At 43.4% G+C, this 25032-nt stretch carries 28 protein-coding genes; 5 read left to right on the forward strand and 23 right to left on the reverse strand.

Annotated elements, in window-relative coordinates:
- Nucleotides 1-19 precede the first annotated feature (19 nt).
- The 3 genes from ACFVS1_RS16545 to ACFVS1_RS16555 form a co-directional block, all read right to left on the reverse strand.
- The gene (locus ACFVS1_RS16545) at nt 20-946 is read right to left on the reverse strand and encodes a cation diffusion facilitator family transporter (RefSeq protein ID WP_352922250.1); all 927 of its coding nucleotides are present in this window, start codon (nt 944-946) and stop codon (nt 20-22) included.
- Between the two features lie 193 nt (nt 947-1139).
- Entirely contained in the window at nt 1140-1271 is a 132-nt protein-coding gene (locus ACFVS1_RS16550) for a hypothetical protein (RefSeq protein WP_352922252.1), read from the reverse strand.
- A 98-nt stretch (nt 1272-1369) separates the two neighbouring features.
- On the reverse strand, nt 1370-2113 hold the full coding sequence (locus ACFVS1_RS16555; RefSeq protein ID WP_352922255.1) for a metallophosphoesterase family protein: 744 nt from the start codon (nt 2111-2113) through the stop codon (nt 1370-1372).
- 215 nt (nt 2114-2328) lie between these two features.
- Here ACFVS1_RS16555 and ACFVS1_RS16560 point away from each other — a divergent pair, with 215 nt between their 5' ends.
- Nucleotides 2329-2466, forward strand: a complete 138-nt coding sequence (locus tag ACFVS1_RS16560; protein WP_352922256.1) for a YjcZ family sporulation protein — start codon at nt 2329-2331, stop codon at nt 2464-2466.
- 44 nt (nt 2467-2510) lie between these two features.
- Here ACFVS1_RS16560 and ACFVS1_RS16565 read toward each other — a convergent pair whose 3' ends face one another.
- The gene (locus ACFVS1_RS16565) at nt 2511-3122 is read right to left on the reverse strand and encodes a DedA family protein (RefSeq protein ID WP_387548849.1); all 612 of its coding nucleotides are present in this window, start codon (nt 3120-3122) and stop codon (nt 2511-2513) included.
- 338 nt (nt 3123-3460) lie between these two features.
- The gene (locus ACFVS1_RS16570) at nt 3461-4426 is read right to left on the reverse strand and encodes an NAD(P)H-dependent flavin oxidoreductase (RefSeq protein WP_387548851.1); all 966 of its coding nucleotides are present in this window, start codon (nt 4424-4426) and stop codon (nt 3461-3463) included.
- Between the two features lie 81 nt (nt 4427-4507).
- Between ACFVS1_RS16570 and ACFVS1_RS16575 the strand changes: the two genes are divergently transcribed.
- Nucleotides 4508-5020, forward strand: a complete 513-nt coding sequence (locus ACFVS1_RS16575; RefSeq protein ID WP_352922263.1) for a gamma carbonic anhydrase family protein — start codon at nt 4508-4510, stop codon at nt 5018-5020.
- A 65-nt stretch (nt 5021-5085) separates the two neighbouring features.
- On the opposite strand, the gene paaX is transcribed toward ACFVS1_RS16575, so the two are convergent.
- The 14 genes from paaX to ACFVS1_RS16645 form a co-directional block, all read right to left on the reverse strand.
- Nucleotides 5086-5967, reverse strand: coding sequence for a phenylacetic acid degradation operon negative regulatory protein PaaX (paaX, locus tag ACFVS1_RS16580; RefSeq protein ID WP_352922698.1), 882 nt, complete (start codon nt 5965-5967; stop codon nt 5086-5088).
- Nucleotides 5968-6052: 85 nt separating this feature from the next.
- Complete coding sequence (locus ACFVS1_RS16585; RefSeq protein WP_387548853.1) at nt 6053-6829, reverse strand: enoyl-CoA hydratase-related protein; 777 nt, start codon at nt 6827-6829, stop codon at nt 6053-6055.
- Between the two features lie 67 nt (nt 6830-6896).
- The gene (locus ACFVS1_RS16590; RefSeq protein WP_387548855.1) at nt 6897-8105 is read right to left on the reverse strand and encodes an acetyl-CoA C-acyltransferase; all 1209 of its coding nucleotides are present in this window, start codon (nt 8103-8105) and stop codon (nt 6897-6899) included.
- Nucleotides 8102-8974 (reverse strand): 3-hydroxyacyl-CoA dehydrogenase, encoded by an 873-nt coding sequence (locus ACFVS1_RS16595; protein ID WP_241593639.1) that lies wholly within the window; start codon nt 8972-8974, stop codon nt 8102-8104. Before ACFVS1_RS16595 ends, ACFVS1_RS16590 begins: the two co-directional genes overlap by 4 nt.
- A gap of 117 nt (nt 8975-9091) precedes the next feature.
- Nucleotides 9092-10612 carry an aldehyde dehydrogenase family protein gene (locus ACFVS1_RS16600; protein WP_387548857.1) on the reverse strand — a complete coding sequence of 507 codons (1521 nt, stop codon included), beginning with the start codon at nt 10610-10612 and terminating at the stop codon, nt 9092-9094.
- Between the two features lie 23 nt (nt 10613-10635).
- A complete protein-coding gene (locus ACFVS1_RS16605; protein WP_387548859.1) occupies nt 10636-11409 on the reverse strand; it encodes an enoyl-CoA hydratase-related protein in 774 nt (257 codons plus the stop codon).
- Between the two features lie 10 nt (nt 11410-11419).
- On the reverse strand, nt 11420-12196 hold the full coding sequence (locus ACFVS1_RS16610) for an enoyl-CoA hydratase/isomerase family protein (RefSeq protein WP_387548861.1): 777 nt from the start codon (nt 12194-12196) through the stop codon (nt 11420-11422).
- Nucleotides 12193-12498 carry an EthD family reductase gene (locus ACFVS1_RS16615; RefSeq protein ID WP_352922276.1) on the reverse strand — a complete coding sequence of 102 codons (306 nt, stop codon included), beginning with the start codon at nt 12496-12498 and terminating at the stop codon, nt 12193-12195. Before ACFVS1_RS16615 ends, ACFVS1_RS16610 begins: the two co-directional genes overlap by 4 nt.
- Before the next feature lie 20 nt (nt 12499-12518).
- Entirely contained in the window at nt 12519-13016 is a 498-nt protein-coding gene (paaD, locus tag ACFVS1_RS16620) for a 1,2-phenylacetyl-CoA epoxidase subunit PaaD (protein WP_387549408.1), read from the reverse strand.
- 24 nt (nt 13017-13040) lie between these two features.
- Entirely contained in the window at nt 13041-13841 is an 801-nt protein-coding gene (gene paaC, locus ACFVS1_RS16625; RefSeq protein ID WP_352922278.1) for a 1,2-phenylacetyl-CoA epoxidase subunit PaaC, read from the reverse strand.
- Entirely contained in the window at nt 13831-14190 is a 360-nt protein-coding gene (gene paaB, locus ACFVS1_RS16630) for a 1,2-phenylacetyl-CoA epoxidase subunit PaaB (protein WP_352922280.1), read from the reverse strand. The genes paaC and paaB overlap by 11 nt, the downstream gene beginning before the upstream one ends.
- Before the next feature lie 18 nt (nt 14191-14208).
- On the reverse strand, nt 14209-15165 hold the full coding sequence (paaA, locus tag ACFVS1_RS16635) for a 1,2-phenylacetyl-CoA epoxidase subunit PaaA (protein ID WP_241593632.1): 957 nt from the start codon (nt 15163-15165) through the stop codon (nt 14209-14211).
- Between the two features lie 127 nt (nt 15166-15292).
- Nucleotides 15293-15532 (reverse strand): ferredoxin, encoded by a 240-nt coding sequence (locus tag ACFVS1_RS16640; protein ID WP_352922283.1) that lies wholly within the window; start codon nt 15530-15532, stop codon nt 15293-15295.
- A gap of 188 nt (nt 15533-15720) precedes the next feature.
- Nucleotides 15721-17049 carry a phenylacetate--CoA ligase family protein gene (locus tag ACFVS1_RS16645; protein ID WP_387548865.1) on the reverse strand — a complete coding sequence of 443 codons (1329 nt, stop codon included), beginning with the start codon at nt 17047-17049 and terminating at the stop codon, nt 15721-15723.
- Between the two features lie 264 nt (nt 17050-17313).
- Between ACFVS1_RS16645 and ACFVS1_RS16650 the strand changes: the two genes are divergently transcribed.
- The 3 genes from ACFVS1_RS16650 to ACFVS1_RS16660 are packed head-to-tail and all read left to right on the forward strand — an operon-like array spanning nt 17314 to nt 19677.
- Nucleotides 17314-17667, forward strand: coding sequence for a DUF485 domain-containing protein (locus ACFVS1_RS16650; protein ID WP_387548867.1), 354 nt, complete (start codon nt 17314-17316; stop codon nt 17665-17667).
- Nucleotides 17664-19214, forward strand: a complete 1551-nt coding sequence (locus ACFVS1_RS16655) for a solute symporter family protein (protein ID WP_076367484.1) — start codon at nt 17664-17666, stop codon at nt 19212-19214. Before ACFVS1_RS16650 ends, ACFVS1_RS16655 begins: the two co-directional genes overlap by 4 nt.
- Nucleotides 19215-19230: 16 nt before the next feature.
- The gene (locus ACFVS1_RS16660) at nt 19231-19677 is read left to right on the forward strand and encodes a PaaI family thioesterase (RefSeq protein WP_387548869.1); all 447 of its coding nucleotides are present in this window, start codon (nt 19231-19233) and stop codon (nt 19675-19677) included.
- Nucleotides 19678-19809: 132 nt separating this feature from the next.
- Here ACFVS1_RS16660 and ACFVS1_RS16665 read toward each other — a convergent pair whose 3' ends face one another.
- The 4 genes from ACFVS1_RS16665 to ACFVS1_RS16680 form a co-directional block, all read right to left on the reverse strand.
- A complete protein-coding gene (locus tag ACFVS1_RS16665) occupies nt 19810-21189 on the reverse strand; it encodes an allantoinase (protein ID WP_387548871.1) in 1380 nt (459 codons plus the stop codon).
- 30 nt (nt 21190-21219) lie between these two features.
- Entirely contained in the window at nt 21220-22482 is a 1263-nt protein-coding gene (locus ACFVS1_RS16670) for a pyridoxal-phosphate-dependent aminotransferase family protein (RefSeq protein WP_352922293.1), read from the reverse strand.
- Between the two features lie 14 nt (nt 22483-22496).
- Nucleotides 22497-23744 carry an allantoate deiminase gene (allC, locus tag ACFVS1_RS16675; protein WP_352922294.1) on the reverse strand — a complete coding sequence of 416 codons (1248 nt, stop codon included), beginning with the start codon at nt 23742-23744 and terminating at the stop codon, nt 22497-22499.
- Nucleotides 23745-23941: 197 nt separating this feature from the next.
- Nucleotides 23942-24997 carry a Rieske 2Fe-2S domain-containing protein gene (locus tag ACFVS1_RS16680; RefSeq protein ID WP_352922296.1) on the reverse strand — a complete coding sequence of 352 codons (1056 nt, stop codon included), beginning with the start codon at nt 24995-24997 and terminating at the stop codon, nt 23942-23944.
- Nucleotides 24998-25032: the final 35 nt, after the last annotated feature.

The raw sequence follows: 25032 nt of genomic DNA on the forward strand, positions 1-25032 counted from the left end.
CTAACTGAGCCAGCCCTTTTCAATTACATGTCTCGTGTGGATTCGGACAGCCCGCTTCCTGTCTTTCCACTTGGATCGTGCTATGTTCAATTCCAAACTGATCATGAAGCAGTTTTTGCGCTTCTGCTAAAACTGAATCGTGATCACTGCTCTCATTTATGACAACATGGCAGCTCATTGTCAAAAATCCAGAGGTGATCGTCCAGATATGGAGATCATGGACATCCGATACACCATCCAATTCCATCAAGGATGCTTTCACTTCATCCATATCGACTTGGTCTGGTGTGCCCTCCATCAAGATATGGAAAGAATCCCTCACTACCCTAAAACCGCTGATAATGATTAAAATCGCGACTATGACGCTCGCAATCGGATCTGCAATTCCCCAATCGAAAAAATAAATCAAAAGTGCGGCCGCTATGGCACCCACAGATCCAAGCATATCACCAATAACATGTAAAAAAGCACTCCGTACATTCAGATTGTCTTCCTTATCCCCGCTCATTAAAATCCAGGCCGCAATGATATTAACAAGTAAGCCGATGATTGAAATCATTAGCATTCCCAAGCTTTGCACCTCAGGGGGATCCAGGAACCTCTTAATTGCCTCTACGAAAATGAATACGGATATGACGATCAAGGTCAATCCATTCAAACAAGCAGCAATGATTTCAAACCGTTTATATCCAAACGATTTGGACGGTGTCGCTTTCCTTTCTCCAAACCTTATCGCTGTATAACTAAGTCCTAAAGCTGCAGCATCGCTAAGCATGTGACCTGCATCCGACAGTAAAGCCAGACTATTTGTCAAGAATCCGCCAATGACCTCGATGATCATGAATGTGGAAATTAATAAGAAAGATGCCAACAAGGCTTTTTTATTATTAGAATGGTGGTGGTGTCCGTGCCCATGATCATGGGAGTGACCATGATGATGTCCCATGCCATCCCTCCTCTCGGATTTGAAACTTATATATAGTATGGGATAAATCCAGAATGGTTTCAAATGATTCACTTCCGGATTCACCAGGCTGTAAAAAGAGTGTTGGAATCAGGAGGACGTGATCTTTTACGAAAATAGGTCATTTCAAAGTAAAAATAAACGCTACAGACATTACCTGCAGCGTTTTTCCCGTTTATCCTTCCTCTTGCATCGTATCATCGACAATGGCGTACAGATCCTTATTAAACAATTCATCATTACAGACAAAACTGTGCCGCTCCATCTCTTCCTGCTCTTGATTTACTACCTGTCCCTTTTCCTTCATGACCTACCTCCAGCTTTGTTGAGTTTGCCTATTATCGTATCCTCAGGCATGTCCCTTTATGCTAAACATTTCCCCATACTTCATCTTTTTCAAACGTCCTAGTACTGCTGGCCGCCATGGAAGGCACGTATAATGAATTCATGCTCTGGGACTTGTAAGCTTTGATACGATGACAGGAAAGATGTATTATCATAGGCGACTTTTTCAAGCTTTACCTGAATACCGGTATTTTCAATCGCAACAATCGCATAAGGAGCAACTGGTTCACCATTACAGCCAAGAGAACCAGGGTTCAGGAATATTGTTCGGTCATTTTTAAAAAGGTGGATAGGATGATGATGTCCAAATCCGATTAAATCGTGATGCTGATCTTTGAAAAGCGTTTCTAAGTTACTTAAATTCGGTTCAACGATTTTACTAAATGGATTTTGGCTTATGTGCTCATCCAATTTCTTCGATTCCATGTGATAATGGGTGAAGTAAATGGAGTGATCATTAATGATATGATGTATGGTTCGAGGCAATTTTCCCAATTCATTTATGAATTTCCAATGCATCCTTTCAGCTATCCATTCATGATGCTCCTTAACATGAATATGACCGTCCGGATGCGGCTCCCCGTTAACGATGGCCAGGACAGCTTCATCATGATTTCCAGTTATCATCGATACATCATTTCTTGAAAATAAAAGTTCAAGGACTTCATTAGTATCCGGGCCAATCCCGACCATATCTCCCAAACAATAGAGACGATCTACATCTTCCCTTTGATCAATATCCCTAAGAACGGCTTTTAACGCTGAAGCATTACCATGCACATCCGTTATAATGGCAACTTTCATGACTAAGTTCAGCTCCCTTCCCCCACATTACACATGGTATATTATAACATTTATAATGAAATCAAAAAAATATTCGGGCTTATTCCCTCGATTTGCCCACGCCCATTTTTTATGAATAAGCAAACACTTCGGCCTAGAATACATAGTATGAAGTATTCCCGGTAAAGATGTTTTGCTAGGTATGTAATTCATAATATGTATGAGGAGGAAATCAAATGGGTGGAAATGGTAACGAATGTTGTGGCGGCGGTTTCGATAACGGATTTGCATTGCTGATCGTATTATTCATCTTGTTGGTCATCATCGGATGCAGTTGGGGATTCGGTGGCGGCGGCTTTGGTGGATGCTGCTAATAATAACTAAATCAAAAAGGCGCCTGATCATGGCGCCTTCTTTGTTATGGATTGACTTTTATTTTTTCTCTTTGCTTTTGTTTTCGAGTCTTCATAATGAACCAAATAACTATAAGTGCAATGGGGATAAGCAAGAAATTCGCATATTGTGAAAAGATGGCTCCCGCCTGCTCCCATCTAGGTCCTAACTTAAACCCTAAATAAACATAAACGCTTGTAACAGGAAGCATCGCCATATAGGTATATAATATGAATCTCCAAATGTTCATTTTCAATATTCCGCACGGCAGCGACACGGCGGTACGAATACCTGGTACAAAACGTCCAAAGAAGGCAATTCCCCCACCATACCTTTCAAAGAAGCGGTCAGCTTTGTTCAATTGCTCATCTTTGATCAAAAAGTATTTTCCGAACTTTAATACAAGCGGTCTCCCTCCATACTTGCCTAAGGCATAAAGCGTCAATGGTCCCGTTACCCCACCAAGCGAACCCGCAAGGATAGTCAAGTATAAATTCATATCACCTTGATAAACCCAGTATCCTGCCAGTGGCAAGACTATTTCAGCAGGAATGAATTCAAATGTCAAAGCTAGCAAAACACCGAAATAAGATAAAGATTTAAACGCTTCAATCATATCCATTATTAAAGTTTCCATTGAGGTTTCCCCTTTTCTAACTTTTATTACATATAAAAAGGGGTGCTCAAAGATGAATCCGGGCACCCATGATGTCAAAAAAGACATTCTCCATTGTATCACAAGTTAACCCGCATTTTTCCATAATGTTCTCCTAAAACAAGGTTCTTATGGAGTCCATTCGGACTATTTACTACAGAATTATGCTTGTAATAAGTACGATAATAGAATATCAGATGGTCCCGAAACGAAAAAAAACTTGAGGACGAATTGACCTCAAGCATTCATATAGTTAACCAAGTGGATAGCTCCCTAAATGGGTAGAGATGTAAACATGACCAGATCGGCACCCATCGTTCTCAAATCATAAAAGGGGCAGAGAGCCTCCTCAATCCATCTTCCATTTGTTTTTTAGCATCTTTCATCATGTCATCAAGCAATTCCTTTACCGTGGGTATATCGTCAATCAATCCGGCAACCTGGCCGCTGTTCATAAAACCATTGTTAACATCCCCGTTCATCGCACCATTAATATGATGGACCTCAGATGTCATTTCACGATAATTCACAGGAGACAGCCCCTGTTTTTCCAAGTCCAGGACTTTCTCGGTATATGGATCCTTCAATACCCTTCTGACCTGACCAAACGTTCTGCCCAAAATTACCGTATCATTGCCCATTGCTTCGATCAGTTTCTGTTTATATGACGGGTGGAACGGTGCCTCTTGTGTAGCGATCAGCCTAGTTCCCAATTGGACTCCTGAAGCCCCCAGCATCATTGCCGCTGCCAAACCCTGTCCATTGCCTATTCCGCCAGCGGCCAAAACTGGAAGCGTCACATGCTTGCTGATTTGCGGAACGAGTGTAAACGTTGTCATTTCCAGGTTCGAATTGATGCCGGCAGCTTCAAACCCTTCTGCGACCAACACATCCGCCCCTGCATCTTGCGCTTTTTGTGCGTGCTTGACCGACGCAACGATGGCAATCACTTTTATATTCTTTTTTTGCAATAGCGGAATGAAAGGGGCAGGATTTCCTGCAGATAAGGAAACTACAGGTATATCATGCTTCAGGACAAGATTCACTAACTCATCTGTATATGGACTAACGTTTATTGGAATGTTCAACGCAAAATTGTTATTGGTATGATCTTTGGTTTCGAGAATGATGGCTTCTACCTGTGCAGGGGTCATGGTACCGCACCCTATTGTTCCCAGGCCCCCTGCATTGGATACTGCAGCCGCAAGACTTGCATTGCTTATATTCCCCATGCCGCCTTGAATAATTGGATATTTTATCGCAAAAAGTTCACAAATACATTTCACTTTCATCCCTCCCTGTCAATTTAATGTTATACTATATTCATTAGAAAAACAATTCTGACTTTTTAAAAAAGGAGCGAGACTATGATTATTCCGTACAATAATAAAAAACCATCCATTGATGATACCGTTTTCGTGGCACCAGGTGCCCATTTAATCGGTGATGTTTCGATTGGGAAAGACTCGACCATTTGGTTTAATGCGGTACTGCGCGGTGATGAAGATTCCATTACAATAGGAGAAAAATGCAGCATTCAAGATAACTCCACCATTCATTTATTTGATGGATGCCCAGTTGTCATTGAAGATGAAGTGACGGTTGGTCACAATGTCATCCTCCATGGTTGTAAAATAGGCAAAAGATCCATTATTGGTATGGGCTCCACGATTTTGGATAATGTAGAAATCGGCGAAGAATGCATCGTCGGAGCGAACACATTGATTTCCTCTGGCAAAATCATACCTCCACGTTCACTGGTTATTGGTTCCCCGGGGAAAGTGGTTCGCAGATTGAATGATAAAGATCTTGAATTGATCCAACTTTCTATTGATACATATGTTCAAAAAGGGAAAGACTTTAAAGGGATACTTGATTAATTATTGCAAGGAATTTGAAAAGAGCTTCGGCTAGTCGTCATTAACGACTGGGCTGAAGCTCTTTTTCACTTAATGATAAGTGGATGATCCTTGGCATCATAGGTTTCATCTTTCCGGCATAAATCATTGTTTTCCTGAAATACGCTTTCAAAGAAACGGCTTGCTGGTTCCGCCAAGACTTGATAATACTGGCTAAATAACAGAGCAGCATGATTCCCATTCCACTTTGAAGGCAGAAGTTCCTTTGGCAGGCCCGGATCGATAAATAAAAATTTACGGTATTCATGCACCAAGTTCGTTCGTTCCACAAAACAATCAGCATCGGACATTTCGCCCCTGCTAATAATGCTTTGATGAACGATGAATTGTTTGCTGTATTTCTCGATGAATTCTTCATATTTATTTTCAATCTCTTCTAAATGCCAGCTCTTCTCGACAAGCGATTGGTTTTCCTTTGGACCTTTGTACTCCGAAATGAAAAAATCAACATATTCATCTATGTGATATTTCTCGATTAAGCGATTGATTTGTTTCTCCAAATCATTAGGGGAAATCCAGCAACCACTTGAAAAACTGCCAAACCCGCTCCACAATAATTCTTTGCGGAGATCATCCCGTAATTGCCGCTTATCTTCAGGGATCGTGTACATTAAGATACGCCATTTACCGTCCCATTCGTTCGGTTTCATCTTATATATGCGATTGGCCGCTTCATCCATTCTCTGTACACCGCGATCAGTCAAAAAATAATAGCTTTTATTTCCCTGCTTCTCTGACTGGATCCACCCTTGCTTGACCATTCGTGAAACGGCTACACGAACGCCCTGCTCATTATGGCCAAATTCCTTTAACAAACGGATTAAACTGCCTATCCAGATTTTACTTCCATAGTTACGGATATAATCGCCGTATATCGTAAAAATCATGGATTGTGTATTAGTACCTATCTTTCTCACCTCGCCCTAACATTGTTACTATTTTCATACGGAAGACATAATAATTATTATATCTTTTTAAAATGAAAGCGCAATATCATTTACCAGTAAATCGCGCTTTTCTCCGTTCACTAAATGCTAGGAGCGCTTCCGATCTATCTTGAGTCGGGATGGTCAATTCATAGGCTTTTCCTTCTATGGCCATTCCGGTTTGCAAGTCCGTATTCATTCCTTGGTCAATCGCATATTTGGCTTGTTTGACTGCAATCGGCCCGTTTTTCATGATATTGGCTGCCAATTCCTCACAAGCTGACATTAGTTGATCCCTTGGCACGACCCTCAATAGAATCCCTAATTGACATGCCTCTTCTGCAGTCAATTTTTTAGCGGTGAATATCAATTCCTTCGCTTTCATTTCCCCAATCAATCTCGGCAGCCGCTGTGTCCCGCCTGCCCCAGGAATAATGGCCCAGCTAGTTTCAGTGAGACCTAAGGAAACACTCTCGGCAGCAATGGCAAAGTCACATGAAAGCAGCCATTCAAATCCTCCCCCCAATGCATATCCATTGACGGCAGCTATGGTCGGCTGCGGAAGCCCTGCGATACTATTAAAAACATCACGAATCGCTTTAACGTTCCTTCTTACTTCCGCATCATTCAAAGACTTTCTTTCTTTCAAATCCGCGCCCGCGCTGAATGCTTTTTCCCCTGCACCGGTGAAAATGACGACACGGATATCGCGGTCAAAATAAACTGCATCGATGACTTCCTGCAGTTCACAAAGTGTCTCATAGTCGAAGCAATTCAATACGTCGGGCCGATTCACTGTTATATAGCCGATTTGATTTATCACTTCATAAATAACCTTGGACATGAGTCTCCTCCCCTTCTTTAAAAAATGGCCCTTTTGCAGATAAAACTCATTAGGGCCGGTCCCATCATCAATTTGTTTCGATATTTTCTACAATGGCGGATATGCCTTGGCCGACGCCTACACACATCGTCGCAAGACCATAGCGTACTTTCCGCTTTTTCATTTCGTGGACGAGTGTTGTTAAAATACGCGCCCCGCTTGCACCGAGGGGATGGCCAAATGCTATTGCCCCGCCGTTGACATTCACTTTACCCTGATCCAATTTCAACTGTCGGATGCACTCCAAGGATTGGGATGCGAATGCTTCATTCAATTCCACTAGCCCGATTTCATCAATCGTCAAACTTGCCCTCTTCAATGCCTTTTTAGTGGCATGAATCGGACCAAGGCCCATAATGGACGGTTCCAGACCCGCTACCGCCCCTACAACATATTTGGCCAGAGGCTTCAATCCAAGCTCCCGTGCTTTTTCTGCACTCATCAAAAGTAATGCCGAGGCTCCATCATTTACACCTGAAGCATTACCGGCCGTTATGGTGCCGCCTTTAAAGATTGGTTTGAGTTTTTCCAGCTTTTCGATGGTCGTGTCAGGACGAGGGTGTTCATCCTTCACGATAATGACCTCATTCCCTTTACGATCCGTATATCGAACAGGTACGATTTCATTTATGAAACGCTCATTTTCCACTGCTTTTTTCGCTCTTTGCTGGCTTTGATATGCGAATTGATCTTGGTCCTCCCTTGAAATAGAAAAACGCAGGGCGACGTTTTCAGCTGTTTGAGGCATGGAATCCGTACCATACATTTCTTTAAGTTTCTCATTCGTAAAACGCCATCCGATCGTTGTATCCTGAAGCTCCATTGACCCCCGCGGAAATTCACTGTCAGGTTTGGCCATGACGTACGGCGCCCTTGTCATGCTTTCAGTACCGCCTGCGATATATATATCACCTTCACCAACAGCAATGGAGCGTGCAGCATACATGACGGCATCCAGTCCGGAACCACATAAACGATTTATTGTCGTTCCAGCTACGTTTACGGGAAGTCCAGCTAAAAGGGCGGACATCCGGGCCACATCGCGATTATCCTCCCCAGCTTGATTTGCATTCCCGAAGATGACGTCCTCAATTTGATTTGGTGGGAGTTCTGGATTGCGATCGATCAGCGCCTTGATTACAATTGCACCGAGGTCATCCGGTCTAACGCTTTTCAATGCGCCTTTATATCTTCCGATTGGTGTTCTTACAGCATCAATGATCACAACATCCTTCATTTCCTCACCAGCTCTCCGTCTTTTGTATAATCGTACACACCTTTACCTGATTTACGGCCGAGCCTGCCAGCTTTAACATACTGTTCAAGGAGGGGAGCCGGGCGGTATTTCTCACCAAGCTTACTATGTAAGTATTTTAAATTATTCAAACGGGCATCCAGTCCCACCAAATCACCTAACTCAAATGGTCCCATTGGGTAATTCAGCCCTAACTTTATTGCCTTATCGATTTCCTCTGGTGTGCCTAAACCTTCTTGAAGCATAAAGAACGCTTCATTACCAACCAAACAGCTGATCCTGCTGGTAACAAACCCAGGGAATTCATTTATGACCACTGTTTCTTTTCCCATTTTTCCAGCTACCTCTTTTATTACGGCTGCCGTTTCATCGCTGGTTTCAAGCCCACGTACAATTTCTACGAGCGGCATCTTTTGTACAGGATTGAAAAAATGCATGGCAATCGTTTTTTCGGGACGCTTTCCATAAGAACCAATTTCCGTCGGGCTCATCGTGGACGTATTGGTTGCAAAATAACAGTCTTCTTTTGCATGGACTTCAATCGTTTCAAAAACTGCCCTTTTAATTTCCGCCTTTTCCGGAACTGCCTCTATGATTAAGTCGGCATATGCTGCTGATTCTTTCAAATTGGAAGAATAGGAAAATCTGCTTTTTGCCGCTGCCGCTTCCTCCTGGGTGATTTTTTGGTAGCGCACACCCTTCTCAAATATGGAATCTATCTCGTTTTTTGCACTTTCCAAAGCATCCTGATTCACATCCACCAGCACTACATTAAAGCCTCCGGTTGCTCCTACATAAGCTATTCCCCTGCCCATGACACCTGATCCGACAATCACTAGATTTCTAATCATTCGTTCATTCCTCCTTCAAAATAAATAGGGCTGGCTGCGGATGAATCAGATCAGCATTCATCCATACCTGAATTACTTTTCCGACATACCGTTCAGCCAGCCGCCTATTTTTTTGTTTTATTGAATTCCAAAGGGATTTAAGGGACGGCTTCCATGATAGGAAATGATGCTTTTCGTTTCTGTATAAAGATCAAGTGTTTCAATGCAAAGTTCCCGGCCGAATCCTGACTGTTTATACCCTCCGAAAGGTGTTCCTGGAAATGCGGAGAATGGGCAATTCACCATGACGATTCCCGCTTCTATTTGATTGGCCACTCTAGTCGCACGCCCGCCATCTTTTGTCCATAGGGCTGAACCCAAACCAAATTCCGTATCATTCGCTAGCCTCACAGCTTCTTTTTCATCTTTGAATTTCATTATGACAACGACCGGCCCGAATATTTCCTCTTTCACTACATCCATTTCATGATTGACATCCGCTATGACCGTCGGCTCATACCAATAACCGTTTTCGAAACCTTCGATGACGGCTGGCTTTCCTCCTGTCAGGATCTTCGCTCCATCAGTAATGGCAGATTGTACATAATTGTCGATGACATCCAATTGCCCTTGATCTATGACTGCACCGACATGTGTTTCTTTGTCGAGCGGATTGCCCAATTTCAATTTTTTCGTTTTTTCTACGAATCTGGAAACGAACTCATCGTAGATGTCTTCGTGAACGTATAAACGGGATCTAGCTTCGCAAGACTGCCCAGTATTGTAGAAAATGCCATATAATGATCCATCGATAGCTGCTTCAAGGTCTGCATCTTCAAAAACAATATTAGGGGATTTACCGCCAAGCTCCAATGTAACCCTTTTCAATGTCTGTGAAGCCTTGCCCATAAGATCCCTGCCGATTGGCGTAGAACCCGTGAAGGCCACCTTATTCACTTTCGGATGCTCTACAAGGTAATTCCCTACGTCAGATCCTGGTCCTGGAATGATATTGACCACACCGGAGGGAACACCAGCCTCTAAACAGATTTCCCCTAATACAATGGCTGTCAGCGGCGTTAACGAAGCTGGCTTAACAATGACTGAACAGCCAACTGCGATTGCAGGTGCAATTTTCCACGCTGCCATCATCATGGGATAATTCCAAGGGATGATTTGAGCACAAACACCTACTGGCTCTTTTTCCGTATAGTTATGGAACTGACCAGGAACATTATTGACCGATCCGCGGTGTGCAACTAAAGCGCCTGCATAAAACTCGAAATCTTCAATTGCTTGCATGACTTGACCTTGTGCTGCAGAAATGGATTTGCCGCTGTTCAGAACCTCCAATTCTACCAATTCATTAAAGCGTGAACGCATGATCGCTGCAATTTTGTTCAAAACACGAGACCGTTTATTGATCGGGTTCCGCTTCCATTTCCCGGTATCAAATGCTTCACGTGCAGCTTGAACAGCTTTTTCTGCATCTTCCTTGGTCGCCTTTGCAACCTTGGCAATGATTTCACCAGTTGCAGGATTATACGCATCAATCGTGGAACCATCCGAGCTTTCCACTCTTTCTCCATTAATGATCAGATGATAATAATCACGCTTCATTTCCGCTTTTTCAAATGCCGCCTCTTGCACTCTAACCATGTGATCCCACTCCCTCTTCTATATTACTTGCCTATGAATTGAGCTTTCCTTTTTTCAGTGAATGCTGCCACACCTTCTGCATAATCCTTCGTTAAGCCAGCAATTCGCTGACCCTCCGCTTCTTCTTTTAAGTATTCTTCTAATGTAAGGTGATAAGACGCCTCTAAGTATCGTTTGATTAACCCGATTGCTTTCGTTGGTTTGTTTGCGATATTCTCTGCAAAGGCTTTCAATTGTTCGTTCCATTCATCCACGACGATCACTTTTGTAGCGAGCCCGATATTTTTCGCCTCGCTAGCCGTAACCTTTTCCCCCAATAAAGATAATTCCAAGGCTTTCGCATGACCAACGATCCGCGAAAGGTAATACAGATTACCTGAATCAGGTATCAACCCGATATTGACGAAGGCATTTAAAAAACTGGCTTTTTCTGAAACAAGCCGGAAATCGCATGCCAGCGCCAGGCTGAAGCCAGCACCTGCAGCCACTCCATTGACTGCTGCAATGATCGGTTTTTCACAGTTTGCTATTTGCTGCACCATCGGACCGTAGTCATCAAGCAGCTTCTGGCCTAAATTCATACCCTCATCAACATCCGATAAATCCTGCCCCGAACAAAAGGCCCTACCTTCCCCAGTAATGATAATGGCCCGCACTTCATCTGCCCCCGCGGATATTTTGATCGCTTTCTGTATTTCCTTATTCATTTGGGACGTAAAGGCATTTAGTTTTTCAGGACGGTTCAAAGTAAGCCATGCCACTCCATTTTCGACCCTATATTTGATGGTTTCGTACATAGAGCACCCCTTATCCGCCTGTAAAATCCGGCTCTCTTTTTTCTACAAATGCTTTCATTCCTTCTTTTTGGTCCTCTGATGCAAAAAGAATGTAGAAGTTCTTTCGTTCAAATTGCATGCCCTCATATAAGGGGTAATCAACGGCTTTATTGACGGATTCTTTAATCAGCCTTACAGCTAACGGGGGCTGCTTCGCTATCTTCCTGGCAAAATCAACCGTTTCCTCCATTAACAATTCAGGTGCCACGATCTTATTAATGAAACCATATTGCAGAGCTGTCTTTGCCTTTATCCTTTCAGCCGTCAACATCCATTCAAGTGCCTTCGTCTTGCCTACCAATTTCGTCAACCTCTGGGTTCCTCCTGCACCAGGCATGACCCCTAGTGTCACTTCCGGAAAGGAAAACTGGGTATCGCTGGCAGCAATCAGGAAATCGCAGGATAATGCAAGTTCAAAACCACCGCCGAATACAAAACTTTTCACCGCACCAATCACAGGCTTCTTGACTAGGCTTATTCGGTCCCAATCGGCAAATTGGTTCTTTAACTCCATACTGATTGGAGTGTCGTTCACCATCTCGTCAATATCAGCTCCAGCGGAAAATGCTTTTCCATTGCCCGATAGCAAAATCACCTTCACCTGTGGGTCCCGGTCGAATTCTTCCATGGATGAAACAATCTCCCTGACCATTTTCCTGTTAAGGGCATTCAGTTGCTTCGGCCGATTTAAGGAGATATAACCAATGCCATCCGCGATTGACGTTTCAATGAATTGAAGCGCATTCATTTTACTTCTTCGCCGATCATCATCGTTACAAGTTTCCCGGCAAATCCCATTAAGTCCTTCCCTGATGCTTTTCCTTCCGGCGAACGCATTCCTTGCTGCAATGCATCGTGGTCTTCATAATACATTTCACAAAGAATGTAATACTCGGAGTCTTTGCCCATTGGGGTGCCTACAATTTTAGTGACCTCCATTTTTTGAAGACCTGGAATTTTTTCCGTTATCGGACCATGTACATTGAAATAGTGCTCATCGAACTCTTCCTTGTTTTCTGGTTGTTTGTATAGGGCGATTAACTTTACCATTTTATAGAACCTCCATTGTATTAAATTATTTTTATCATCGGTTTCATCGCTTCGAACGGATTTTTGCATGATTTACAATATAAAATGCTGCGGCAGGCCGTTGGACCGAAGATATTTTCCATCGTGACATATGTCGATTCACAATATGGGCAATCCACATGCCAGGATCCATCACTTTTCATTTGTCGAGGAGGAGGGGAGATTCCGAAGACCTTCAATCCAGCTTTCCCTTTTTCGGTAATTCGATCGGATGTCCACGAAGGGGAACGTAAAAATTCCACATTTACATTTCTTACAGCAGCAAGCTGTCGAAGGGCTGTTTCCACATTTTTTTGGATGATCGACAATGCCGGGCACCCAAGAAAAGTTGGCAGCATTTTTACCGAGACATCCTGGCCCGAAACCGTCACGTCTTCAACCATCCCTAAATCCAGAATACTAACTGTATCGATTTCGGGATCTTTAACGTCTTCCAGGAGCTTATATATTTCTTCTGTGTTTAAATGTGCGGTCGCTATGGTACCCCTCCCCTTTCTATTGATTCACCATGAAGCTGCTTTATCGCTTGCGTATACTTCACTTAGCGTTTCTAGCGCTTTTTCCAAATCTTCCGTATGCTGGCCATTACGGCCATCACCTCTTGCCATCCCTATTTGCATCGTTGTTTCCAAGCCGACACTTTCAAAAATTGGTGTGATGGCCTCGATCCATTTTTTCTGTAAGACAGCATCGCCCTCTATCAAGCCGAGCTCAACCATTTCCTCTCCATATTGTCCAAGTGAAAATACGCCAGCAAAATCGGGCATTGTTTTCCCAATCGCCGCTTTCATTCTCGAAACCGCTTCCAAGTGACCAGATCCCAGCAATTGGACGAACCATGTTTTCCAGTGCATCAAATGATAGTAAAGTTCCATCTGTACTTTTTGGGCCACTTCAGCAAGCGGTTCATATGAACATGAATGAAGGGATTGAACCTTAATCGCCTTGGCTTGGGTATAAAAATAATTTCGCACTACCGCAAACGCCCAATCATAATCCGGGTCTTTCATATAGTAACCAGGTCCATTGACCAATTCGAGAATGATCGCATTGCGCCGTTCCTTGGCGGGACGGTCGTGAGCCAGCTTATCAGCATCCCCTTCACCGAGTTCTTCAAGTAATTTATAATATATGGCTGCATGCCCCATCGTGTCTTGAGATATCGAGGCGGATGCAACATCTTCTTCGATATGCGGTGCGAGTCCCAACCATTCTGCACCACGGTATGAATGGATGAAGTCATCGTCAGCCAGTTGAAGAAGCAATTCCTTGATTGCGATGTCCTTCAATGATTCATTCTTCATTTTTCACACCCCCAGCCCAAGACATTATCTCTTTTTCATCGAGCATTCCCTGCTCATACTTCCGCCATTTTTTCTTTAAATAACCGTACCCTTTTGTGGTCCTATAGTCTTTATTATCAATACGCTGAAGCGTTTTCTTTTCCTCATTCGTCATTTTCCGTATATTCTGTCTTTTGACGACCCAGATATCATCAACCGCTTCACGTCTCATGAAGTTTTCTTGCGCCATCATGATGGCAATATCCTCATTTGGGGCCAGCAGGCTGAAGTGGTATTGAACGGGTGATGATTGCGTTTTACGGCTGAATACTTCAAATTCTTCAAAGTAATTTCCTTGTCTAGCTTCCATACGTCCTTTCCCCCTCCCTTAGATGACCTTTGGCGCCAATGCCTCACGCACCCATTTATTATTTTCATAAGAAATTCTTCGAAGACTTAAGCGATCCTGCGAACGGGGACCTTCATTCCTTGCGAATACCTTCAATTTCCCCCAGTCCGGTTGTTGGTAAATCCAGGTTTCCGATGCTTTGTCAAACCTAAGCGTTTCATCGGGAACGCTGAAGCCAAGTGAAAGGATCCGCTTCACATATTTAGAAAAAAAGGCTTGTCGAAGTTCTTCATTCGTACTGGTTCTGATTCTGTACTTAATCGTTATATCCTGTTTGGATGTGCCCACTTCATTCTTACTGGGAGGTCCAAAGAAAAGTAATAAAGATTCCCACCAATAATTGATGGAGTCTTGAACCAATTTCCTTTGTTCAACCGTTCCTTCAGCCAAAGCCATGATTATCGCTTCACCATGCTGGGCGTGAAAAACTTCTTCCGCGCAAATCCTTTGTAATGCCCGGGCATAAGGTCCGTACGAGGCACCAAGCATGTTCGTCTGGGAAATGATGGCTGCACCATCAACCAGCCAGCCAATCAATCCAGCATCGCCCCAGGATTTGGCTTCCATATGGAAAACATTATGAAACTTTAAATCTCCTTTAAATAAATCTTGCATTAGGTCATCCCGTTTTTTACTGTACGGCTTTAGCAAATCCTCGGCGACTCGAAGCAATAATTGTCCATGTCCCATTTCATCCTGCACCTTTGCCATGATTCCAAGTTTTCTGTTTAAGGTCGGAGCTTTAGGTACCCATTCCTTTTCTGGAAGCGCCCCCATGATTTCACTGATTCCATGCATCGATATTAACTTGATTAACGTTCCCCGGTATTCTTCCGGCATCCAATCATCCGCTTCTATCTTTTCTCCTGCTTCGATTCTGGCAATGAATTGATTTAGCTTTTCTTCTCCTGCCATATCATTTAAAAGAACGTTCATTGAAATCACCTCTTTTTATAATATAACGTTTATATAACGTTATTATATTTTATTGTTATATTCAATGCAAGATTATTCTGTCTTTTTTCTGAATTAAAGGAGATCATCAGGAGAATTCATGAATCTTTTAATCCACTAAAACTTTAAAGGGCGAAGTTTCCACTTTAATTGAATCTGTCGGACAGCCCTCCACTGCATCATCCAGATCATCAAATAAATCTTCCGTGATCTCTGCCGTTCCTTCATTTTCATCCAGGATGACGAATGCCACTCCCTCATCATTGTAATTAAAGATTTCCGGTGCAGCAGCTCCGCATGCACCGCATGCGATGCAAGTTTCTTGATCCACCACTGTATACTTAACCAAGATTCCCCCCTCCTTCTCTATTTCATGATTGGCTCCATCTTCTCTTCCTTTAACGGATTACCCCGCTTTATGTATCGCGTTTTCTTGTTTGGTTCCTCCAGCTTCACGTATCGCAATCGGCACAAAAGCAGGCAAATACTGAAGATTAGAATTGTACTGTTTCAACGCTATGTTCCATGTGCACGGATTTATAAAAGAATGATTTCATCCTTCCGCTTATCAACGACACGAATGGCTTTTCCTTCTGAACGGGGAATGCTTTTTGGAATGTTGACAACGACATCCATAGTTACAAGACAGGCGGATTTCAAATGATGCTGGATCGTTTTTCTTAATATATCTACATTTCCATGCGTTAAGTCTTCTTCAATCTCCCTGTAGAAACCGCTTTCAATTTCAATATGCAGTTCAACACCGTCCATTTTTCCCTTCTTAACGAGATGAATCTGATAATGAGGCACAATTCCCTCCATTTGGAATAATACACGCTCAATTTCAGAAGGAAATACATTCACTCCCCTGACTATGATCATATCATCCGTTCTGCCCTTGACACGGGACATTCTAGTTGTGGTACGCCCGCACTTACACGGTTCATGGGTAATTGAGGCAATATCGCCTGTACGGTAACGAATAATTGGCAGCGCTTCCTTTGTAAGGCTGGTAAAGACAAGTTCCCCATCTTTGCCGTCCTCAACTGGTTCGAGCGTGTCCGGGTTAATCACCTCGACTAGAAAATGGTCTTCTGCGATATGCAGTCCATCCTGTGCTTCATGGCATTCTATCGCAACTCCAGGCCCCATGATTTCGCTTAGTCCGTAAATATCAATGGCTTTCAAATTCAGTTTCCTCTCAAGAGTTGCCCTCATTGCCTCTGACCATGGCTCAGCCCCGAATATCCCATACTCAAGACCATTATCGGCAGGATCAATTCCCATCTCTTCCATCTTTTCAGCAATATTCAAAATATAAGTAGGGGTTCCACAAATGCCGCGCGGTTTAAAATCATTGATGATCGTAATCTGCCGGTCGGTATTCCCCCCTGAAATGGGTACTGTCGCAACCCCTAGCTTTTCTGCCCCGCAATGCAAGCCCAGGCCCCCTGTAAACAGCCCATATCCATATGCGTTATGGAATATATCTGACTTGCGTCCTCCTGCAGCTACAATTCCACGTGCGACGATTGTTGCCCAGTTTTCCAAATCATTTTTCGTATACCCTACAATTGTAGGCTTTCCGCTCGTTCCCGACGAACCATGAATGCGTGTTACATCCTCCATCGGAACGGCGAATAAACCGAATGGATACTGATCACGAAGAGTCTGTTTTTTTGTAAACGGAAGTCTTATCACATCGTTTAGAGTTTGAATATCTTCTGGTTCCAGGCCCATCTCTCTAAATTTTTCTCTGTAATAAGGTACATTCTCATATACATGGCTAATCGTTTTTTTAAGGCGTGCCATTTGCAAATTTTCCATTTCTGCACGCGAAGCCGTTTCAACTTCCGGATTGTACATTGTTTCAGTCCCCCTCAATTTTACTATTGTCCCATCTAACATACATAACGGTAATAAAACGGAGATTAAATTATTGTTATGATTTATTTTAAGATTAATATGTCATTTCTATGTTGTCAATAATGTTTTTTAAATTCAGAAAAATGACCAAACAAACAAAAAAATAATTTACTAAATTTTCAGACTATGTTAATTTTAACAATGATATATCATTTTATCAAACATTCGTTTTAAAAACGTACTACAACAAAAAGGGGGCTTACTATGGAATCACCAGTTAAAACTGGGCATTCACCATCAGGTCATGACAGCGGAAATAAGTATCGTCAATTAATTGAAACGGAAGAATTCAAGTTTTTGCTTCAAAAGAAAAAAGCTTTCATCATACCTGTCACTCTCTTCTTTCTTGCTTTTTATTTTGTTCTGCCCATTTTAGCTGCTTATAGCGAAGTATTGAAAGGTGAAGCTTTTTTCAATATTACTTGGGCGTGGGTATATGCACTTCTCCAATTTGCCGTAGTATGGTTAGGAGGAATTGTCTATATCAAAAAGGCAGCGAAGTACGACAAGCTGGCTGAAAATATCTTGAAAAAATATGAGAAGGAGCTTGGCGAATGAGCATTTTATCCCTCACACTTTTTTTGGGCATCATTTTGTTAACCCTTACAATAACCTATTACTCTTCTAAAAAGACGAAAAATGCCAGTGATTTTTATACTGCCGGCGGCGGATTGACAGCCTGGCAAAATGGATTGGCCGTAGCAGGTGACTTTATGTCAGCCGCTTCTTTCCTGGGAATTACAGGTGCAATCGCACTGATTGGTTTCGATGGCTTTTACATGAGCATCGGGAACCTTGTTGCCTTTCTTGTCTTACTGTACCTTGTGTCGGAACCACTTCGCAATCTAGGTAAGTTTACGCTGGCAGACATGATTTCAGCACGCTTCAAATCAAAAAAAGTGCGAGGGATAGCTGCCGCCAATACACTTGTCATTTCAATCTTTTACATGATTGCACAACTAGTTGGTGCAGGGGGATTAATTAAACTGCTGCTCGGCATCGATTATTGGCTATCCGTCCTACTTGTCGGTGTATTGATGACGATTTATGTAATTTTTGGCGGGATGAGAGCGACAAGCTGGGTGCAGATCACCAAAGCGGTTCTCTTACTAGGCGGTTCCGCTGTGCTGACGTTCATCGTATTTTCCCGTTTTAATTTCAACATTTCAGAGATGTTCCATCATGTCCAAACTGCAACACCACTCGGAAAGGAATTTTTGAATCCTGGAAATAAATACACCGATGGACTCGACATGATTTCATTTAATATGTCGCTTGTCCTTGGAGCAGCAGGCCTTCCCCATTTACTCGTCCGCTTCTTTACAGTAAAGGACGCAGCCACTGCAAGGAAATCCGTCGTATATTCCACATGGTTTATAGGGATATTTTTCATCATGACGATTTTCCTTGGTTTCGGTGCTGCATCTTTCGTCGGATTTGAGCGGATCGTCGAAGCAAACTCCGCTGGAAACATGGCCGCACCCCTTCTTGCATTAACCATGGGCGGTGAATTTTTATTCGCATTTGTTTCTGCTGTGGCATTTGCCACGATTTTAGCGGTTGTATCCGGTCTTGTTTTAACGTCAGCATCCGCTTTTGCACATGATATATACGGTGAAATCATCAAGGAAGGAAAGATCACGGAAAAACAGCAAATACTCGTCGCCCGAATGGCTTCTGTCGGCGTAGCTGTCATTTCGATTTTACTTGCATTATTTGCACAATCAATGAATGTCGCTTTTCTTTCAGTCCTTGCGCTTGGAATTGCTGCAAGTGCCAATTTACCGATCATCCTTTGCACAATCTATTGGAAACGCTTCAACGCAACCGGAGCGATCACAGGAATGTTATTCGGGTTACTCAGCTCCATCATACTGGTCATGCTCAGTCCCAATGTATGGAATCCGGAACCTGGAATGGGAATATTCACAGGCAATCCCCTCTTCACGATGAGCAACCCGACCATTTTCACCGTACCGCTTGGCTTTATTGGAGCCTATTTAGGTACAATACTGTCAAAAGCAAAAGATGAGGAAAACAGTTTTCCTGAAGTGCTGTTCAAATCCAACACCGGATATGGGATAAGTTCAGCTAAAGACCATTAATAAAAGGGGGATTTCCATGGCCACACATTTAGATCAGGATATTCACGAATTGCATTACGATCAAATCAAACAAGTACTGGTCGACGAACCATACGCTTCTTTTCTGGGGATGAGATTGACGAAACTCGGTCCCGGCACAGCGGAAGCAGAATTGATTCCAAGTGACCACATGCTAAATAGCCACGGAACGGTTCACGGTGCCATTATCTTTTCACTTGCTGATTACGTGTTCGCTGCAGCCAGCAATTCATATGGCAAAATAGCAGTTGGCGTTTCAAACAACATCAACTTCTTATCAGCTGGCAAACGGGGTGAGACTTTAACTGCCAGAGCGAATGAAATCAAGAAAACCCATAAACTGGCATGGTATAAAATAGACGTATTAAATGAAAGGGAATTGATTGCAACCATGGAAGCGATGGTATACAGAAAAAATCAATATTTCGTCGACCAAGTTGAATAAGTAACCTTTGAAACCGGACAAGCAATCCACTTGTCCGGTTTCTTTTCCCTTAATTTGCCCATAAAACATACGCAGAGCTTATAAAAAGGGGGATTCCCGATTTGGAATCCCCCTCATTCTTAAGCCTTCTACCTAGTTATTGACCGCCATGCTGGTATCTATCACTTTTAGCCACTCCCCACGCTTCCTTTCACTTATTACATCATTCTCGTAAACTATTTTCCCTCTATTAATGGTAGCCGTGATTTGGCAAGGAAAGGTATGGCCCATATAAACGCTTTGCTTATGTTTCGCGAAGAAATTCGTTTCCGAAACTTCATGCGTTCCATTAAGGGAAACGATGGCAAGGTCGGCATCCATCCCCTCCTTAATTTGTCCTTTCCTAGAAGAGAGACCGAACCTTTTTGCCGGGGCTGAAGCTGTCCACTCAGCGACTTTATGAAGCGGGATACCATGTAAAACAGCCAACTCTATCATCGACATCAACGAAAATTGCCCCCCGCTTATTCCGCCCCACGCTTCAAAAATATTATGTTTTGCAGGATCTTTCAGTTCAAAAGGGCATGGTGAGTGGTCGGAAGAAATCATATCGAATTTCCCTTCCATTAAACGGGTAATCAATCTTTCTTGTTCTTCTCTTTCCCTTAGTGGGGGTGCACATTTTGCAACCGCGCCTTTTTCTATTAAGTCATCCTGATTGAATAATAAATAATGCGGACACGTCTCTACCGTCACATCCAGCCCCTTATGTTTGGCCGATTCAATTTTCTCGACGGCCAAACTACTGCTAATATGGACAAAGTGCAGCGGACAGCCCGTTAAATCTGCATATGTAATGGCACGTTCCACAGCCTCCGCTTCCGCTTGCACAGGTCTTGTAGCTGCATAATCATTCGCACTGAATAGCCCATCCTTCTCTTTTTCCCGCTTAAACCACTGAGTGATCGGATCACTTTCCGCATGAAGGGCCAAGACCTTTCCCAATTCCGCTATTTTCTTCATTCCATGTAAAAGGGTGAAATCATCTGCCCGCTCAAACTCCTCATTTCCCGTCGCTGAAAGAAAGGCTTTAAATCCGATGACTCCGGATTTAGCGAGATCCTCTAAATCATCGATATTTCCCGGGACCAGTCCTCCCCATAACCCAAAGTCTACAACCGACTTCATCTCACCGAGCTTGCCCTTTTCAAGGAGAGCCTTTCGATCAATCGTTGAAGGGATTCCATTCAATGGCATATCGAAATAGGTGGTACAGCCTCCCGCTGCCATCATTTGCGATCCTGTTTCAAAGCCTTCCCAATGAGCGCGGCCAGGTTCGCTAAAATGCACATGTACATCAATCATACCAGGAAAGATATGCTGGCCACCCGCCTCATATTCTACATCCGCTTTACCATCCAGACGATCCCCGACCTTAACAATCACCCCATCTTGGATGGCAAGATCAGCCTTCTTCACTTCATCAGGAAAAACTACATATCCATTGCGGATAATAAGATCATATCTAGACACACGGACCACTCCCCCAAAATATTTTTATAATCAAAGAGATTCCCTTGATGCAAGTACTTTCTCCGTCTTTCCTACATACACATCCAGTGCAGCCTGCAGAGCCTCTCCCCGATTAACTTGGAACCCCTGGCGCAAAAGGACAGCTTCCAAGGAGGCCAATACAAAGAGAATGTTTTCTTTCCTGCAACTGAATCCCATGGTCCCAATTCTCCAAATTTTTCCGTGAAGCGGACCAAATGAGGACGCGATCTCGATACTGAATTCATTCAACAGCATGGCTCTTACAGCTTCACCGTCGATTCCTTTTGGAATTTCGATGCAGGTTACACATGGAAGTTTGTTTTTTCCATCCCCGAATAACGTTAACCCCATTGCCTTGATCCCTTCAACGAGAGCAGCTTCGTGGAGTTCATGACGGGCAAAACGCATTTCCAGACCTTCTTCAAGCACAAGACGCAATCCTTCACGTAACGCATAAATCATGGAAGTCGCTTCTGTATGGTGATTCAAGCGGCGCGGTCCCCAATAATCCTGCAGCATGCTTAAATCGAAATAATTACTGGTGATCGGACGGCGGACGGAAACCTTTTGGTTATCTTCATCCGTTGCAATACCACGTTCCACCTTTTTACGGGACTGGATGATTTCTTCTATTCTCTCATTATACGTAATTGGTGCCATACCTGAAGGAACGGACAAGCATTTTTGTGTCCCTCCTATCAACCCATCAATACACCATTCATCCACCTTAACATCGGTGCCCCCGATCGATGCAACCGCATCCACCACAAGCAGGACACCCAATTCACGGCAGGCCAACCCGATTTCCTTCAAAGGCTGCATACAACCAGTGGAAGTTTCCCCATGAACGATCGCTGTTATTTTAGGGGAGACTTTCTTGATTTCCGCGATGACAGCTTGCGGATCGAACACCTCTCCCCAAGGACATTCCATCGTATGGACTTCAGCTCCGTATCGCTCACAGATTTCGACCAATAAATGACCGAATCTACCAAATATAGGAACTAGGACCTTATCTCCCGGCTCAATGATGCTGCATAGAATCGCTTCATTACCCGATCTAGAGGTGCCATCTATCGGGAACGCCCATTTATTTTTCGTTTGAAAAACCGAACGCAGCATTTCCATCACTTCATTCATGATGGTAGTGAATGCTGGATCGAATTGCCCTAATATCGGTGTGCTCATCGCCCTTAAAACACGCGGATCCACTTCGACAGGGCCTGGTGTCATGATCGTTCTCATCGGTGCATTCAATTCTGAATATGCCATTTTAACCACTCCTTTTAATAAGCTAATTTATATAGTATTTCACTTAAAACGTCGATTCCCTTTTCCATATCCGCAACACTCGTAAATTCCTTAGGCGAATGGCTGATCCCCCCCTTACTTGGAACGAACAGCAGGCAAGTCGGACAATACGAACCAAACACCTGTGCATCATGCCCGGCTCCGCTGACCATATCTTGGTAAGGTATATTTTTATCTTCCGCTATCTTTCGGACAAGGCGATTCATTTCCCGATCCATCGCAACAGGTTTGACATCCATCCATTGCGAAACCTCCAGCTTCATTTCAGCTTTCTTTGCCAAGGAATCGAAAGTTGAAAAGATTTCCTTACAAAACCTTTCAAGAACCTCTTCCTTGTGATGCCTAATATCGAGACTGAGCTCCACTTCACCAGCAATGACATTCGGAACATTAGGTTTAACATCCATTCTGCCAACCGTCGCAACTAAACCCGGGTCCATGCCCTTCGCTTTTTTCGTTAAAAAAGAAATGAATTCAGAAGCAAAACCGACTGCATCCTTCCTATAGGACATAGGAGTGGTGCCCGCATGATCACTCTCACCCATGATTTTAACCGTATAACGGCGCTGCCCGACAATATGGCTGACGACCCCAATTGCATTCTCATTCTTTTCAAGCACCAGCCCCTGTTCTATATGAATTTCGACGAACCGTTCAATATCATCGCGGACCGGGGTTTTATAGGCTTCAGGTTCAAACCCTGATTTTTTCATGGCTTCCAAAAAAGGAATTCCTTCAGTATCCTTTAAATCCCTGACATGCTCAAGACTATAGATTCCTTTAATATTCCTTGACCCCCAAAACGTTAAGGGAAATCTGCTTCCTTCCTCCTCACAAAAGGAAACGACTTCAATCGTCTTTCGCGGCTGCCCATAGGCTTTATACAACCTCTTAACTGCCAGGAAACTAGCGACGACCCCATATGCGCCGTCATATTTCCCCCCATCTTTGACCGTGTCTATATGAGAACCGGTCAGGATGGATCCACTGGAGGGATCTGTTCCCTCAAGCCTGCCAAACAAGTTGCCTACACTATCAAAATATGTAATAAGGTTTCCTTTTTCCATCTCCGCTTTCATTGCCTGCTGAGCGCTCATCCATTCCTTGGAATATAATAACCGGGTCACCCCATTACTCTTCGTTGCCCCGAAAGATGCCAACCATTCTATCATCGACGCAACATCATCCTTTTCATCTATGAATGTTTCGATTTGAATGCCCATCACATCGCTTCCCTTCTCAATATCCATTCATGTTATGAATATTCACAAATTTATGTTATCTATTATTTTACTTGTTTTCGCATTTAACTTCATTGACAATTCTGTGAGTATTTCGGTGTTTTTTTGTGCAAAATAACCAACTGAAAGCAAGCCAATAAAAGAAGAGAGCGCCCATTAAACCGGACACCCTCTTTTTATCAACTTGTATAATTTGAGCCTAAGCCCAATTCCCTCAATAGCTGACGATAAGCGATCGACGTCTTATCTGCCGCGATATGCGCTTCCGCTTGCAAATCGAGAGGCAGCTCCTCTGGCTTTTGATTTTCCACCATTTCCTTATCTTCATTGAAAATCTGCAAATTGAATTCATAAGTATCTTCAACCGGGGCATCTAAATCAAAGTTACGGGCCATCGGCGAAAACATTCTTGTCTTTCGTGCCGAAACCGGACTGGCACAGTTCAGGATGTGAAGTTTTCCATCCTCTGGGAAATGGACAGTAAGCCTGGCCGCCAGAGGTGGATAGATATCAAATACACGCAGCCACTCAAAGTTGGCAGGTTCTAAATGCCGCATACCTTTTCCGTAATTACTGACGGAACTTACGTATTCCACATGCAGGCCATACTCCGTTTTTTCCACCTTATAACTAGGAACGATAGGATTGTTACGATCAGCGAAGCTTTCCGAATGAACCCAAGCAAAGTGGGACACATCCAAAAAACCTTCCATCTGCCGACCGGCTGAACCGGCGATGTCTATGGACGGCGGCAGGATGTTCAAATATTCCTCATCATCCCAAGCCGGTAACTTCGGAATACCCTCTTTATCGCTCGCAATCGAAGTCCAAACCAAGCCGTAGCGCTCTATCGCGGGATAAATATTAATACAAAGACGCGGGGATATTTTAGCGTTGGGATGCGCAGGAATCCCCGTACAATTCCCTTCCGGACCATATCTAAAACCGTGGTATGGGCATACGATATCATCACCATCCACCCACCCCATGCTTAATGGCACACCGCGATGCAGACAAAGGTCCCTCGCAACGATAATCTTCCCATTGGCACGATAAAGGACAAGGTGCACATCCAGAAGTTTAATGCCTATCGGTTTTTCCGATACTTCCTCAACTGCAGCCACAGGAAACCAATATTGCGATAATACATCCCAGTCCCCTTTGCTGAATGTGCATTCTTTCGGAAACGGCGTTACTCTTTTTTTCTTACTGGAAGCAACTGTTCCTTCACTCATTTTATCGTCTCCCTATCCTCACGTTAATTTTTAAT

It is taken from the genome of Peribacillus sp. NPDC058075 (assembly GCF_042885195.1).
Classification (GTDB): domain Bacteria; phylum Bacillota; class Bacilli; order Bacillales; family DSM-1321; genus Peribacillus.